The organism is Pseudomonas sp. M47T1 (assembly GCF_000263855.1).
Taxonomy (GTDB): domain Bacteria; phylum Pseudomonadota; class Gammaproteobacteria; order Pseudomonadales; family Pseudomonadaceae; genus Aquipseudomonas.
On sequence record NZ_AJWX01000008.1, the window covers coordinates 139,706 to 153,932 of the forward strand.

General features: G+C 63.7%; 14 protein-coding genes and 1 pseudogene. 5 read left to right on the top strand and 10 right to left on the bottom strand.

Translation table 11 applies throughout. The features are described from left to right. Nucleotides 1–6: 6 nt before the first annotated feature. The 7 genes from PMM47T1_RS11460 to PMM47T1_RS11490 form a co-directional block, all read right to left on the bottom strand. On the bottom strand, nucleotides 7–1,839 hold the full coding sequence (locus PMM47T1_RS11460) for a pilus assembly protein TadG-related protein (protein ID WP_443216092.1): 1,833 nt from the start codon (nucleotides 1,837–1,839) through the stop codon (nucleotides 7–9). 198 nt (nucleotides 1,840–2,037) lie between these two features. Then, a complete protein-coding gene (locus PMM47T1_RS11465; protein ID WP_008368768.1) occupies nucleotides 2,038–2,601 on the bottom strand; it encodes a DUF4136 domain-containing protein in 564 nt (187 codons plus the stop codon). 19 nt (nucleotides 2,602–2,620) lie between these two features. Then, nucleotides 2,621–3,211: a DUF4136 domain-containing protein gene (locus PMM47T1_RS11470; RefSeq protein ID WP_008368770.1), complete on the bottom strand. Its 591-nt coding sequence runs from the start codon at nucleotides 3,209–3,211 to the stop codon at nucleotides 2,621–2,623. Between the two features lie 16 nt (nucleotides 3,212–3,227). Beyond that, nucleotides 3,228–3,977 carry a methyltransferase domain-containing protein gene (locus tag PMM47T1_RS11475; RefSeq protein WP_008368772.1) on the bottom strand — a complete coding sequence of 250 codons (750 nt, stop codon included), beginning with the start codon at nucleotides 3,975–3,977 and terminating at the stop codon, nucleotides 3,228–3,230. Continuing rightward, nucleotides 3,974–4,279, bottom strand: a complete 306-nt coding sequence (locus PMM47T1_RS11480; RefSeq protein ID WP_008368774.1) for a MazG-like family protein — start codon at nucleotides 4,277–4,279, stop codon at nucleotides 3,974–3,976. Before PMM47T1_RS11480 ends, PMM47T1_RS11475 begins: the two co-directional genes overlap by 4 nt. 163 nt (nucleotides 4,280–4,442) lie before the next feature. Further along, nucleotides 4,443–4,895, bottom strand: coding sequence for an REP-associated tyrosine transposase (locus tag PMM47T1_RS11485; protein WP_008368776.1), 453 nt, complete (start codon nucleotides 4,893–4,895; stop codon nucleotides 4,443–4,445). A gap of 131 nt (nucleotides 4,896–5,026) precedes the next feature. Continuing rightward, on the bottom strand, nucleotides 5,027–5,815 hold the full coding sequence (locus PMM47T1_RS11490; protein ID WP_008368778.1) for an AraC family transcriptional regulator: 789 nt from the start codon (nucleotides 5,813–5,815) through the stop codon (nucleotides 5,027–5,029). A gap of 88 nt (nucleotides 5,816–5,903) precedes the next feature. Here PMM47T1_RS11490 and PMM47T1_RS11495 point away from each other — a divergent pair, with 88 nt between their 5' ends. Continuing rightward, a complete protein-coding gene (locus PMM47T1_RS11495; RefSeq protein WP_008368779.1) occupies nucleotides 5,904–6,938 on the top strand; it encodes a bile acid:sodium symporter family protein in 1,035 nt (344 codons plus the stop codon). On the opposite strand, the gene PMM47T1_RS11500 is transcribed toward PMM47T1_RS11495, so the two are convergent. Then, nucleotides 6,925–8,202 (bottom strand): acetyl-CoA C-acetyltransferase, encoded by a 1,278-nt coding sequence (locus PMM47T1_RS11500; protein ID WP_008368781.1) that lies wholly within the window; start codon nucleotides 8,200–8,202, stop codon nucleotides 6,925–6,927. The two genes, PMM47T1_RS11495 and PMM47T1_RS11500, sit on opposite strands and share 14 nt — an antisense overlap. A gap of 155 nt (nucleotides 8,203–8,357) precedes the next feature. Here PMM47T1_RS11500 and PMM47T1_RS11505 point away from each other — a divergent pair, with 155 nt between their 5' ends. Genes PMM47T1_RS11505 through PMM47T1_RS11520 form a run of 4 tightly spaced genes read left to right on the top strand, consistent with a single transcriptional unit; the run spans nucleotide 8,358 to nucleotide 12,076 of the window. Further along, nucleotides 8,358–9,707: a 3-oxoacyl-ACP reductase gene (locus PMM47T1_RS11505; RefSeq protein WP_008368784.1), complete on the top strand. Its 1,350-nt coding sequence runs from the start codon at nucleotides 8,358–8,360 to the stop codon at nucleotides 9,705–9,707. 2 nt (nucleotides 9,708–9,709) lie between these two features. After that, nucleotides 9,710–10,564 (top strand): MaoC family dehydratase, encoded by an 855-nt coding sequence (locus PMM47T1_RS11510; protein ID WP_008368786.1) that lies wholly within the window; start codon nucleotides 9,710–9,712, stop codon nucleotides 10,562–10,564. Between the two features lie 51 nt (nucleotides 10,565–10,615). Beyond that, nucleotides 10,616–11,455, top strand: coding sequence for an AraC family transcriptional regulator (locus tag PMM47T1_RS11515; protein ID WP_008368788.1), 840 nt, complete (start codon nucleotides 10,616–10,618; stop codon nucleotides 11,453–11,455). A gap of 48 nt (nucleotides 11,456–11,503) precedes the next feature. Next, nucleotides 11,504–12,076, top strand: a complete 573-nt coding sequence (locus PMM47T1_RS11520) for a LysE family translocator (RefSeq protein ID WP_008368791.1) — start codon at nucleotides 11,504–11,506, stop codon at nucleotides 12,074–12,076. A gap of 81 nt (nucleotides 12,077–12,157) precedes the next feature. Here the strand turns inward: PMM47T1_RS11520 and PMM47T1_RS30840 are convergent, their stop codons facing one another. Both PMM47T1_RS30840 and PMM47T1_RS30845 read right to left on the bottom strand, forming a co-directional pair. Further along, nucleotides 12,158–12,925 (bottom strand): methyl-accepting chemotaxis protein, encoded by a 768-nt coding sequence (locus PMM47T1_RS30840; RefSeq protein ID WP_425225014.1) that lies wholly within the window; start codon nucleotides 12,923–12,925, stop codon nucleotides 12,158–12,160. A 90-nt stretch (nucleotides 12,926–13,015) separates the two neighbouring features. Then, nucleotides 13,016–14,197: pseudogene (locus PMM47T1_RS30845) on the bottom strand (cache domain-containing sensor histidine kinase); the annotation flags it as partial. Nucleotides 14,198–14,227 lie beyond the last annotated feature (30 nt).

Consider the following 14,227-nt stretch of genomic DNA (forward strand, 5'->3'; position numbering starts at 1 on the left):
CCCAGGCTAAAGGACCAATTGCGCGCGGCCAGTCTGGCAGCTCAGGTTGGCGCCGACATCTATATTGGCCACATCAACGCCTAGCAATCCAAGCAGGCCGTTGATTACTGGGTCCAATAGTGGCCCCAGTATCGAGGTGAGCGCTGACGTCACGCTAGCCAGCAGGGTGTTCACGATCGTACTGACGAGACTGAGCAAACCAACTGAATTGGTGTTGAGCGATACCAGGTTTTGGCTGGACAGGCTGCTACCCAGGTTGGTTACGATGTTGGTGGACGAGAAAGCCTTGTATAGCGGCGTCAGCCCGAGGTTGGGCGTTGGTGAGTAAATTGAGGTGCTGTTCCCGGCACCCACCTGGAATTTCCCGCCAAGCGTTACGGAGCCTATTGTCGAGGCGGTACGAGCTCCGCATACCAACGGGCCAAGAAGGCCGGCGCGACTGCAGGTCTTGGTTCCGATATCCACCAGGGTAAGAGGCGGGGTAGACGAGGGAGGGGTGGTGGATGAAAAGAAGCTGGCCGAATCTACGGTGCCCAACATGATTGTTGCTGCTGACTGCTCCGACTTGACGGTAAGCGCTTTATTGGTGCCAGTGCAGTCAGCTTTGACCACAAAGGCGTCGCCCGTAGCGGCGGATACACCCACGTCAATCGAAAGGTTGGAAGCCAGGTCAGGGAGCGTGCAGGTTCCAATGAGGCAGAGGGTGTCTGCCAAAAAGTTAACCGAGCTCGTTGCAAGCGAGACGGCACCGTTCACCAGACCCGATTGAAAAGAAATCAATATCCTCGCCTGTGCGGTCGAGACATAAATTCGGTTGGCTCCCGCCGGGTTCAGTGCGGCAAGGTTTGGGTTACCGATAGCTGAAAACTGCGGTGGCTGGATCAGCCCCACTTTCACGCTGAGATTCGCCAGGGCACCAAGATTTACCCCGGTGCTGATATCAACGGCCTTGCCTTTGCCCGCCACCTGAACAATCCCCTGCACCAGTTGCAGCAACTGCACGCTGGCATCCAGCCCTGCGGTGCTGGTGCCTGTAGCGGCCTGGATCAAATCTCCAAGCTTTATCGTGGAGCCGCTGCCCAACGCCGAGATTTGCCCAAGTGTAGAGGTTACCGCGACCGCTGAGCCACCTTGTTGAACGACAGTCGCGGCCGCTTGCACCAGGGTTGCGACGCTTACATTGGTGTTCAGCAGTGTGTTGTAGTCCCCGGCGGTCACACCCACCGATATGGCCGCCTGGTTCAGAAAACTCAGCAGGTTGACGTTGGTGTTTACCAGCCCCTGGTATTGGACCGCGGTGAGGTTGAGGCTGCCGCCTAACACGCCGACGATGACGGCATTCAGCAGGGCGGATTGGCTGCTGCTGACGCTCGCCAGTCCGCTGCGAATCGTCAGTTGCGCCAGCGGGTCTCCCACATACCCCGCCGTCGCCTGCGCCCGTAGCGTCGTAGTAGTATTGAAACTGCCCCCCGACACCATCGTCCAAACCCCCGCCGCCACACTGGTGGCCACCGGTTCGGTGGCAACTATTTGAATGGCCTGGGTGGCGGTAGTGCTGGCGGAAAACACCCGCAGGTTATCGCTGCCGGTGGTCAGCGTCCCGCAGGTGGCCGTCAGGGTACTGCCGTTGATTAGGGTAAAGCCATTGCGCGCGGCACTGGCGGTGGCCTGGGTTAGCGCGTTGACGCCCGTGCCGCTGCACACAGCATTGAGGTTGGAGGCTTCCAAGGCGGCGGTATCGACCACCCGTTGCAGCATGCGCTTTTCCATGTACAACCGGCCGCTGTCGATTACCAGGAGCATAAACAGCAGCGCCATCCCCAGGGTAATCGCCGCCATCAACCCGATAGCACCGCGTTGCCGGTGCGCAGAAGCAAAGCGCGGGACCATCGAGCACTCCTTGCTGACACTGTCACGTCCAGTGGGTGTGGTTCAGCGTAGCAGCCAGGTGAGCGCTTGCCTGTGGGAGATGGCTTGCCAGCGAGCTTTTCAGGGCCGAACAACTCGCTGGCAAGCCAGCTCCCACAGGTTTGCGGGTTATTTCGGCGGGTAGTTCGACAACACCTTGGTCACGGTCTTCTGGATGGCCGCGGTGCGCTCGGATGGGCTAGGCGGGTAGTTGTTCATCACCTGTTCCGAACTGCCACGCCACACCAGCTTGCCGTCATGGCCGTCCAGCAAGTCCACCTGGATGGTCGCTACTTTGTAGTCCACGCTGCGGGTTTCGTTGTAGGCCGGGCCCCCCCAGTAACCGCCCCAATAACCACCCCAGGCGCCGCCATAGTTGGTAGTGATCTGCTGCTGGCGATTTTCCACGATCAGATAGGTCTGCACGCTCAGGTCACCCTGGACGCCGGCCTTGGCGGGGCGCAGGCCGCGCTGGTCCAGCTCGCTGGCCACGGCTTCGCGGATGCGTTGTTCGGTGAGGTCGCTTTTGATGCGTGGATCATCGGGGCGGTACTGCAAGGCCGGATTCTTCCAGCTCCAACTGCGGTAGGCGCCGAAGTCACGGCTGGCATCGAAGTCGTGATTGACCTGGTTGCTCTCGCAGGCGCTGAGCAGCAGCGCCACCAGTGACAGTAATGCAAGACGGCGGAACATGATGACGTTCTCCCATTGCCTAGCGTGGCGGATAGGCCGCCAGGGCCTTGTTGACGGCGCCGCGCAGGGCATCGCCGCGTTGACTGATACTGCCTTGACCGTCGGTCTCGGCGCTGGTGCTCCACACCGGTTGGCCGCTGGCACCGTCGAACAGGGTTAGGCGCACCACCATCACCTGCACTTCATAGGTGCGTACTACTGGAGGGTAGCCGCCGTACGGGCCGTAGGGGCCATAACCTGGGCCTGGGCCGTAATCTTCCTGCACCTGGCGCAGGCGTTTCTCCATGCGCACGTCGGTGCTCACCAGCAGGTCGGCCGCGCCGTTGCGCGCGGGGCGCAGGCCGCGTTGGTCAAGGCCTTCACTGACGGCCTCGGCAATCTGGTCGGAGTCGGCCAGCGGGCTGCCGGGCGGCAGTTGGTGGTTAAACCAGGTCCAGCTGCGATAGCTGGCAAAGTCCCGCGGCGCAGCAGGGTAGGCGCTGGCGTCGAAGGTTTGCGCCGCTTGCGGGGGCGCAGGTGGCAGCGGGTTGGAGCTGGCGGTGTAGGGGTTGGGGCTGGCGCAGGCCGCCAGGGTCAGGCAGATCAGGCTCAGGGCAAGTGGGCGGTACATAGTGATCTCCACAGCGTCAGACGGGACGGCAGATCCAGTGCAGATAGCGGCCAAGGCCCGCGTACGCTGGGTGGCGACGGTAGGCCAGTTCCATTTCCAGCAAATCTTCCAGCGCGGCCTTCTTCTGGAAGTCGACCGGCATGTAGTCGTGAAACACCCTGACGCCGCTTCTACTTTCGACCAGCCAGTGGCCATCAAGTTGCGCCTGCAGCTCGCGTGGGTCCAGGGGCATCTGCGGGGTCAGGCTCTGCTTTTCGCCGGCCATGTCATTGCTGCGCAATTTGCGGAAATGGCCCTTAAGCAGGTTGCGATACACCAGCGCGTCGCGATTGTAGAACGCCAGCGACAGCCAACCGCCGGGGGCTACCAGGCTGTGCAGTACCGGCAGGATGGTGTGCGGTTCGGCCAGCCATTCCAGCACGGCGTGGCAGATCACCAGGTCGTATTGCTCGCTGAGCAGGCCGGGCAGGTCCTGCCAGGGCGCCTGGATGAAGGTGGCGGTGTGGCCTGCGTCGGCGAAGCGCTGGCGGGCGCCGTCGAGCATGGGTTCGGCGGGCTCGGCCAGGGTCGCTTGGTGGCCTTGCTGGGCCAGCCACAGCGACATGTGGCCCAGGCCGGCGCCAATATCCAGCACGCGCAGGGGGCGCCGGGGCAGGGCCTCGGCAAGGTCGGCCTGCAGCACGGCCAGGCGGATCGCGCCTTTGGCGCCACCGTAGATTTTCTCGGCGAAACGGGTGGCCAACTGGTCGAAATGACGGTCGCTCATTTGGCGAACCGCGCTTCGCTGTGGGCCAGCTTGCTGCGCACAACTTGTTCCATGTCCAGCCCCAGTTCGCTGCACAGCAGCAACAGATAGAGGACGATGTCGCCCACTTCCTGGCCTGCGTGTTCAAGCTGGTCGGTGGGCAACTGGCGCGACTGGTCTTCGGTCAGCCATTGGAAAATTTCCACCAGCTCGGCCATCTCGACACTGGCGGCCATGGCCAGGTTCTTGGGGCTGTGGAAGCCACGCCAGTCATTATTGTCGCGGATGCGATGCAGGCGTTGGGTCAGTTCTTCGAGGTTCATGGGGCTCTCCTGTGCCTGAAGCTTGGGGCGCAGGCGCGCGGCGCGCAAGAGCAACGCGAATGAAAATCTGTATAGAAGCTGTAGGCGCTGCAGAAAGGCAGCGAAGGCCCGCACTGCGGCATGACATCGCCGAAGGTCCGCAGGACCTTCAAAGCGCGCCCAGTCACAACCACATGGCGTCCCACAGTGGATAATCCCCAACGCGTGCAACCAGACCCGCACGCAAGGGGTTGGCAATCACATACCTCGCCACCTCCCTGATATTGTCTTCCCGCCGCAAGGCACGATCGTGATAGCCACGTTGCCAGAGCCGCCCTCTTCCTCCCAGCGCCTGGTTGACTCGCAAACTGCTGCGAGATTTAACCCTGCACATCAACTCGGCCAGGGTCCCCTCACGCAACGCCACTAACCAATGAAGATGATCAGGCATGACGACCCACGCCACCGATTGGGCGTGTTGCTCCGCAGCCCTCAACTCGGTAACCAATAACCGGCCGATTCGCCAATCAGCGAACACCTTGTCTCGTTCGTGGGTAACCACCGTCAGCAGATAGAACCCGCCTGGTTCGCTTAGCCGCGCTTTGCGCAAACAGTGACTTCGTTGATCCAGCAACATGTGAATACCCTCCCTGGCATAGAACCAATAGGGTAGTTGCCCCACGCTAAGGGTTGCGCGCAAATCAGTACCCGGGTATGTCAGGCCTGGCCGTTGCAAGCGGCAGCGGCACGGGTTGCGCACATGGCGGGTTAGCGAAACAACTCACCGGGGGTGATGCCGAACAGGCCTTTGAACGCGGCGATGAAGGCCGAGGTGGAGTCGTAGCCGCACGACAGCGCTGCCGTGGTTACGCTTTGCCCCTGCTCCAGGTTGTCCAGCGATGACAACAGGCGCATGCGCTGGCGCCAGCCTCGGAAGCTCAGGCCGGTTTCACGCTGGAACAGGCGCATCAGGGTTTTCTCCGAGGTGCCCATACGGTTGGCCCAGTCACTGAGGGTAACGGCTTGCTCGGGGTTTTCGATCAGTTCGTTGCATAAGCCCAACAGCCGCGCGTGGCGTGGCAAGGGCAAGGAAAACCCCACTTCCGGCAACCCCGCCAACTGGTCCAGCAACACTTGCACCAGCCGCGCCGGTGCGGTATCGCCTTCGGGGTAGTCCACCGGCAATTGGCAGAAGCCCTTGATCAACTCCCGCGCCAGCGGCGTGACTTCCAGCACCCGGCAGCGCGGCGCGGCCCAGGCCGCATCTTCGCGGCGAACGTACAGGCTGCGCATTTCGGCGCGCATGGAGGTCACCACCTGGTGCTCCAGCCCGGCCGGAATCCATACGCCCCACTGGGGCGGCGCGAAAAAGCTGCCTTCGGCGGTGTGCACCCCCAACACGCCACTGATGGCATAGGAAAACTGCACCCAGTCATGCTGATGGGGCGGCGTCCACGAGCCGGCGTTCAAACTTTCGGCGCGGGCGTACAAGGGCCGCGGCAGGCGGCTGAGTTCGGGAATCAGGCGTGGCAGGCCTGTTTGTCCGTTAGTCGGCATCAGTTGGCCTTATGTCGCAAGACGGCAGAAGATTGCTCACGGTAATCTTTGCGACCAATGATTACAAATCCGTCCGCAGGATCCTGTTATGCAAGCGCTCAAACACCTTAAACGCGTAGTGACCGACTGGTTCCTGCTCGGCATGTTCATGGCCACGCTGCTGGCCTACTTCTTCCCGCGCTTCGGTGCCAGTGGCGGCTCGATGCACGCCGAATACGTGATCAACGCCGGGGTGTTCGTGGTGTTTTTCATGCACGGCATCAACCTGTCCGGCGAGCAGATCCGCCATGGCCTCAAAAACACCCGGCTGCATCTGATGGTGCAAGTGTTCACCTTCGTGGTGTTCCCGCTGATCTGGCTGGCGTGCGACAAGCTGTTCGGCGCATTCGTGTCGCCCACATTGATGTTGGGGTTCTTCTATCTGTGCGCGCTGCCGTCGACCATTTCCTCGTCGGTGGCCCTTACCGGCAGCGCGTTCGGCAACGTACCGGCAGCCATCCTCAATGCCAGCCTGTCCAGCGTGCTGGGCATTTTCATCACGCCATGGCTGGTAAGCCTGGTGGTGGGCACCGGCAGCGGCGGTATCGACCTGGGCAAGACCCTGCTCGACCTGTGCGCCATGCTGTTGCTGCCACTGGTGCTGGGCCAATTGATGCGCCCGCTGCTGGGCAAATTCTTCGCCCGCTACAAGAAATACACCAACGTGATCGACAAGCTGGTGATTCTGCTACTGGTCTACGCCGCCTTCTGCAACTCCATGGTCTCGGGCATGTGGCAGCAACAGGGCGATACCGTGCTGATCACCGCCTTCGTGGGCACGGCGATTCTGCTGGCGGTGATTCTGGTGCTGACCACCCGTACCGCCAAGGCCCTGCACTTCAACCACGCCGATGAAGTGGCGGCGGTGTTCTGCGCCACCAAAAAATCCTTGGCGGCCGGTGCGCCCATGGCTGCGCTGATCTTCGGTGCCAACCCGGGCCTGGGCCTGATCTTGCTGCCGATCATGATCTATCACCCGCTGCAGTTGATCGTCTGCTCGGTGATTGCCGAGGGCTACTCGCACCGCAAAAAAACCCAGACCCTGGCCGAAATCGACGCCCAGGCGCCGGTCAGCGCTCGATAATCGCGGTCACCCCCTGGCCACCGGCGGCGCATATTGAAATCAGCCCGCGACCGCTACCAGCCTGGGCAAGCAATTTGCTCAGGTTGGCCAGGATACGCCCGCCCGTGGCGGCAAACGGATGGCCGGCAGCCAGCGAGCTACCCTTCACGTTCAGCTTGCTGCGATCAATAACCCCCAGCGGCGCCTCCAGGCCCAGGCGGGTGCGGCAGTAGTCAGCGTCTTCCCAGGCTTTCAGGGTACACAGCACTTGAGCGGCGAAGGCTTCATGGATCTCGTAGTAATCGAAGTCCTGCAGGCTCAGGCCATTGCGCGCCAGCAGGCGAGGCACCGCGTAGGCCGGTGCCATCAACAGCCCTTCCTGACCATTGACGAAATCCACCGCCGCCGTTTCGCCGTCGCGCAGGTACGCCAGCACCGGCAGCCGGCGCGCACGCGCCCATTCTTCACTGCCCAGCAGCACCACCGAGGCGCCATCGGTCAGCGGCGTGGAGTTGCCGGCGGTAAGCGTGCCCTTGGTACTGCGCTCGAACACCGGTTTGAGCGCCGCCAGCTTTTCCAGGGTCAGGTCGGGGCGCAGGTTGTTGTCGCGGGTCAGGCCCAGGAAGGGGGTGACCAGGTCATCGTGCCAGCCATCGGTATAGGCGCGGGCCATGTTCTGGTGGCTGTGCAGGGCCAGCAGGTCTTGGTCTTCGCGGCTGATGTGCCAGGTTTGTGCCATCAGCTCGCAGTGCTCGCCCATGGACAGGCCAGTGCGCGGTTCGCCGTTGCGCGGCAACTCGGGCTTGAAATGATGCGGACGCAATTGCAGCAGGGCCTTGGCCTTGGCGGCCGTGCCCTTGGCGCGGTTGGCCTGCAGCAGAATCTGGCGCATGCCCTCGCTGACGGCAATAGGCGCATCGGACGCAGTGTCTACGCCACCCGCAATGCCACACTCAATCTGCCCCAGGGCAATCTTGTTGGCCACCAGCAGCGCCGCTTCAAGGCCCGTACCGCACGCCTGGCTGACGTCATAGGCCGGGGTTTGCGGGGACAAGCGTGAGCCCAGCACGCATTCGCGGGTCAGGTTGAAGTCTCGCGACAGCTTCAGCACCGCACCCGCGGCCACCTCGCCCATGCGCTCGCCATGCAGGCCGAAACGTTCAATCAGGCCTTCCAGCGCCGCGGTGAGCATGGCCTGGTTGCTGGCCAGGGCATAAGGGCCGTTGGCACGGGAGAAGGGGATGCGATTGCCGCCGATGATGGCGACCCGACGCACTGCATTCATGTGAGGCTCCCTGTGGGTATAGGCAAGTCATGCGTGTACAGCCTAGGCGTAAATTCCGTGGTCGCCTTCTGACGCCACCGGCTAACCTCATCAAGCGAACGACTGACGCGCTAACGTGGTCCACACTTTGAACTCAATCTGCCGGAGAGCGTTCCATGTCCGACCGTTATATCGACTTCGCCAATTCCGACATCGGCCGCCGCCTGGTCGGCGCCGTCGGGCTGCCCACTCCAGCCCGGCTGGAGCGTTGGCAGGCCGGACGCTTGCGCCCCATCGACGGCACGCTGCTGGTAGGCGGTGGGCCGCTGGCGGCAACAGTGGCCGAACTGGCGCCGAAACTGACCGACAACGCCGTGGCCTTTGCCAGCGAGGCCACCATCTTGCCCGCCTGGACACCAGGGCTGGGGCCGAAGATCAAGGCGGTGGTGTTCGACGCCACGCACATCGCCGACATCGCAGAGCTCAAGCAACTGCGCGAATTCTTCCAGCCGCTGGTCAAGAGCCTCGACGGCAGCGCCCACCTGCTGGTGCTGGGGCGCGTGCCCGACGGCCTGGTACCTGCGGCGCACATCGCGCAGAAGGCCATTGAGGGCTTTACCCGCTCGCTGGCCAAGGAGTTGCGCAGTGGCGGTGTGTTGCAACTGCTGCAACTGGAAGACGGTGCCGAGACCGAATTGGAAGGCGCACTGCGCTTCTTTCTGTCGCCCAAGAGCGCCTACGTGGACGGTCAGGTACTGCGCCTGGCGCCCTGCGCCATTAAGGTGGCCGACTGGACCCGCCCCCTGGCCGGCAAGAAAGCCCTGGTGACCGGTGCGGCGCGCGGCATTGGCGCCGCCATTGCCGAAACCCTGGCGCGCGATGGCGCCGAGGTGATCCTGCTGGACGTGCCACAGGCCAAGGCCGACCTCGACGCTCTGGCCGCGCGCCTGGGTGGGCGCACCGTGGACCTGGACATCTGCGCCGCCGACGCCGCGCAGCAACTGATAGAGGCGCTGCCCGACGGCATCGACGTGGTGGTGCACAATGCCGGCATTACCCGCGACAAAACCCTGGTCAACATGACCCCCGAATACTGGGATTCGGTGCTGGCGGTGAATCTCAATGCCCCGCAACTGCTGACTCAGGCGCTATTCGACAGCGGTACCCTGCGCGACAACGGCCGCGTGGTGCTGCTGGCGTCCACCAGCGGCATTGCCGGCAATCGGGGGCAAACCAATTATGCCGCCAGCAAGGCCGGGCTCATCGGCCTGGCGCAGGCTTACGGGCCGACGCTGGCCGAGCGCGGCGCCAGTATCAACGCCGTGGCCCCAGGCTTTATCGAAACTCACATGACCGCGCAAATGCCCTTCGCCCTGCGCGAAGCCGGGCGGCGCATGAACGCCTTGGGCCAGGGCGGCCTGCCGCAGGATGTGGCCGAGGCCGTAGCGTGGCTGGCCCAGCCGGGCAGTGGCGCGGTCAATGGCCAGGTGCTGCGGGTGTGCGGGCAAAGCGTGGTAGGGGCCTGAACATGAGCGTTCACTGGCAAGACCTCGACCGCGTGGCCTCCCTTTCCGGCCTTTACACCCGTGCCGCACTGCGGCGCAAAGTCAGTGGCCAGCAATTGCCCGACACTGGGCTGCGGGCCTGGCTGACGGTGGATAACCAGAACCTGGCCGCGTACCGCCAAGTGTGCGGTTTTGGCGAGAGCGGCCTGCTGCCCCCCACCTATCCACACGTCATGGCCTTCGCGCTGCAAATGCAGCTGCTCACCGGCCACGATTTTCCGTTCCCCTTGCTGGGCCTGGTGCACCTGAGCAATCGCCTGCGCGTGCTGCGCCCCCTTGGCGGGCTGAGCCGCGTGCGCGCCAGCGTGCATGTGGAAAACCTCCAGCCCCACGAAAAAGGCGCCACCTTCAATCTGGTCACTCAGGTCGAGGATGCACTGGGGCCGCTGTGGGAAGAACACAGCGTGATGCTGTGCAAGGGCGTGAAGCTGGAAGGCTCGCCACCCGGCGAATTGCAAAGCGCCACCGCGCCCATGATCGAGCAGGCACGCTGGTACGCCGGCAACGACTGCGGGCGTAAATACGCCAAGGTGTCCGGCGACTACAACCCCATTCACCTGAGCGCGGCCAGTGCCAAGCTGTTCGGCTTTCCCACGGCCATCGCCCATGGCATGTGGAGCAAGGCGCGCTCGCTGGCGGCACTGCGCGAACAACTGCCCGCGGCCAATTTCGAGGTGCAGGCACAGTTCCGCAAGCCCGTGCGGCTGCCCAGCGAACTGGTGCTGTGGGCCAGTACCGGCGGTTCCAGCGGCCAGTTCGAGCTCAAGGGCAAGTCCGACCTGCTGCACATGGAGGGCCACTGGTCACCGGTCGCCTGACTGCACAAAGCTTCTAGACAGCCCCCGGCGCGCGCGCGATAAGCTTGAGCCATGAACCCTTCCAATTGGATCGACCTGGCCCAGGACCGCGAAACCGGTATCGAGACCTTGCGCGCGCACTTCTACAAAGGTCATGCCTACGACCCGCACTGGCACGACAGCTACCTGGTAGGCGTCACCGAGCAGGGTGTGCAGCGCTTCAACTGCCGGCGTGCCCGGCACGACAGCACCCCGGGCAAGATTTTCCTCATCGAGCCGGGCGAGATCCACGACGGCGAGGCACCCGACGACGCCGGCTTCACCTACCGCATGCTGTACCTGGACCCGCAGTGGCTAGAGCGCGAACTCGCCAGCCTGTTCGAGGAAGCACCCGCCAACCACGCCCTCAGCTTTGCCGAAACGCTGACCCAGGACCCGCGCCTGGCCCAGGCCGCACTGTTCGCCTTTGGCGCGCTGCATGGCCAGGAACTGCGCATCGTACGCCAGAGCGCGCTGGACGGCCTGCTGGGGCGGTTGACCCAGCACACCCAATGGCGCCAGCGCCAGAGCACGGACCCACGCCTGCCGCTGGTGGCCCAGCGTGCCCGCGACTACCTGCACGCCCATTGCTACCGCGACCTGGGCATGGATGAGCTGGCGGCCGCCTGCGGCATTGACCGCTTCCGCCTGACCCGCGCGTTCAAGGCCGCGTTCGGCCTGCCGCCCCACGCCTACCTGGTGCAATTGCGCCTGGCTCGCGCGCGTCGCCTGTTGGCCGGGGGGGCCTGGCCGGCAGACGTTGCCAATGACCTGGGCTTCGCCGACCAGAGCCACCTGGGGCGCTGGTTCCTGCGCGCCTACGGCATGACCCCGGCGGCCTATCGCAAGCGTTGCTCAAACCTTCCAGACTGACCGCCGGGTAACCCCGATCATGACGGCTCTCTGCTTTTGGAGCCTGCCATGCTCGCTTTTCTGCTGTTCGCCTTTGTTGCCTCCATTACCCCCGGCCCCACCAACATCCTGGTGCTGAGCAACAGCGCCCGTTTCGGCCTGCGCGCCACCGTGCCGATCATCCTGGGCGGTTGCGCGGCCGCGGCGCTGATTGTGCTGGCCGTGGGTACCGGCGTGGGACGCACGCTGATGACCCTGCCCTATGTGCAGCCGACCATGACCGCCGTCGGCCTGCTGTGGCTGACCTCCCTGGCCTGGAAAATCTGGGCGGCACCGGCCGAAGCTGTCAGCGCCGACGACCAGCGCCGCCTGGGCCTGGGCGGCGCCGCCAGCCTGCAACTGGTCAACCCCAAGACCTGGATGATGGCCCTGGCCGTGGTCAGCGTATTCAGCGCCCATGGCCTGGCGGTGCACTGGCTGTCGCTGGGGTTTTTCCTCGTGTCGTTGCCATGCATGACCTGCTGGGCCTTGCTGGGCGCAGGCTCCGCACGCTGGATAAGCTCGCCGCGGGCGATGCAGCGCATGAACCGGGTGTTGGCCGTGCTGTTGCTGGTCTCGGCGTGGACAGCAGTGCTGCTCTGACCCACCGTTCAGCGCCATTCCTGTGAGCTGCCGCCAGGCTGCGAAGGCACGCAACGCGTGCCCAGGCTTTTAATCGCGCTGTCAGGTACGGAAACGTCGCACCAGCGCATCCAGTTCGTTGGACAACCCCGCCAGGCTCTGGGAATCGCTGCGCGCGGTATTGGCCAGCTCCGCCACCAGTTGCGCATCGCCATGGATCTGGCTGATATGCCGGTTGATGTCCTCGGCCACCTGATGCTGCTCCTCGGCCGCGGTGGCGATCTGGGTGTTCATGTCGCGGATGACGTCCACCGACTCACGGATCTGCCCGAAGCTGGCGCGGGCCTGGCCGATGCGCTCAACCGATTGCTGCGACACTTCCAGGCTGGCATGCATCTGCTGGGCGACCTGGCTGGTGCGTTTCGCCAGGTTGCCCAGCAGCCCGTCGATTTCGGCGGTGGAGTCGGCGGTGCGCTTGGCCAGTGCCCGCACTTCATCGGCCACTACCGCAAAGCCACGGCCTTGCTCACCCGCACGGGCCGCTTCGATGGCGGCATTGAGGGCCAGCAGGTTGGTCTGTTCGGCAATGGAGCGGATGGTGCCCAGAATTGACTGGATGTCATTGCTGTCGCGCTCAAGCTGGGCGATGGACTGCGCCGACTGTTCGATTTCCTGGCTCAGGCGGTCGACGCTGGTCACCGCTGCATCGATCTGTTGCTGGCCTTCGCGCGCCTGGCGCTGGCCGCTGTCGGCAGAGTCGGCGGCCTGGCTGCATGAGCGCGCCACTTCGTTGGCCGTGGCCACCATTTCGTGGAAGGCGGTGGAAACCATGTCCACCGCTTCACGCTGGCGCCCGGCGGCGTCGGCCATGTTGGACGATACCTGGGTGGATTGGCTGGAGCTGGCGAGAATCTTGGTTGCTGCGCCGCCAATGTGTTGAATCAGGCTGCGGATGGCCCCCAGGAACTGGTTGAACCAGTTGGCCAGCTGCGCGGTTTCATCATTGCCGCGAATGGCCAGGTTCTGAGTCAGGTCGCCTTCGCCCTGGGCAATGCCTTCCAGGCCGTTGGCCACGCTGCGGATCGGCTTGACGATCACACTGGCGAAGCTGGCGCCCACTACGGCGAAAATCAGTGCCAGCACGGCGGCAATGCCGCCGATTACCCACGTCAGCGAGGTGGCGGCGCTCATCACTTCGCTTTGCTTGATCAGGCCGATGAATGTCCAGCCCAACTGGTCCGACGGCCAGACGTTGGCCATGTAGCGTTCGCCATTGATCTCCACCTCCACCAGGCCCTTGCCGGCCTTGGCGAGTTGCGCGTAGCCCTCGCCCAGGTCGCCCAGGGGCTTGAAGTTGTGTTCCGGCTGCTTGGGGTCGACCAGCACGGTGCCGTCGCGCTCCATCAGCATCAGGTAGCCGCTTTCGCCCAGCTTGATCTGCTTGACGATCTCGGTCAGGCCCTTGAGCGACACGTCGATATTGACCACGCCGCCCTGGCTGCCCAACTGGTTGGCCACCGCGCGCACGGTGCTCACCAGTACTGCGTCGTCGCCGGCCCAGTAATAGGCCGAAGTGCGCAGGGTCTTGCCGGGGTTGGCCATAGCCGTCTTGTACCAGGGGCGCTGCCGCGGGTCATAGTTGGCCATTTTCGGGTCGCCCGGCCAAAAGGCGTAGCCACCGGCGCTGGTGCCGTACGACACATAGGAATAATTGGGGTGGCTGGCGGCCAGGCTAGCGAAGAAGTCGAACAGTTGCTTGTCCTTCTCGCCCATGGGCACGCTGGCGGCGTCGGCGCCCATGTAGCTCTTGATGCTGGCGTCGGCGCCCTTGACCAGCGGGTGCGAGGCCAGGAAGTCGACGTTCTGGCTGATACCGTCGAAGAACAGCTGCATGGCATTGGCCACCTGGCGGATCTCTCGGCTGCTGCCATCGACGAAGTTGGATCTGGCATCGCTGCGCAGATTGAGGATGACCAGGGTGGCGACGACGATGATCGGCACGCAGGCGATCACGGCGAAGGCCCAGGTCAGTTTCTGTTTGATGTTCATCCGCGCTCCAGAATCTTTTTTATATAAAAGGGGCAGTTCATCGAAAACAAAAGGTGCTGCGCAGGCGATGTTTTTTTTGGCCTGCGCTGACATTGTCGGCTGGTATACCAAGAAATTGAGGTG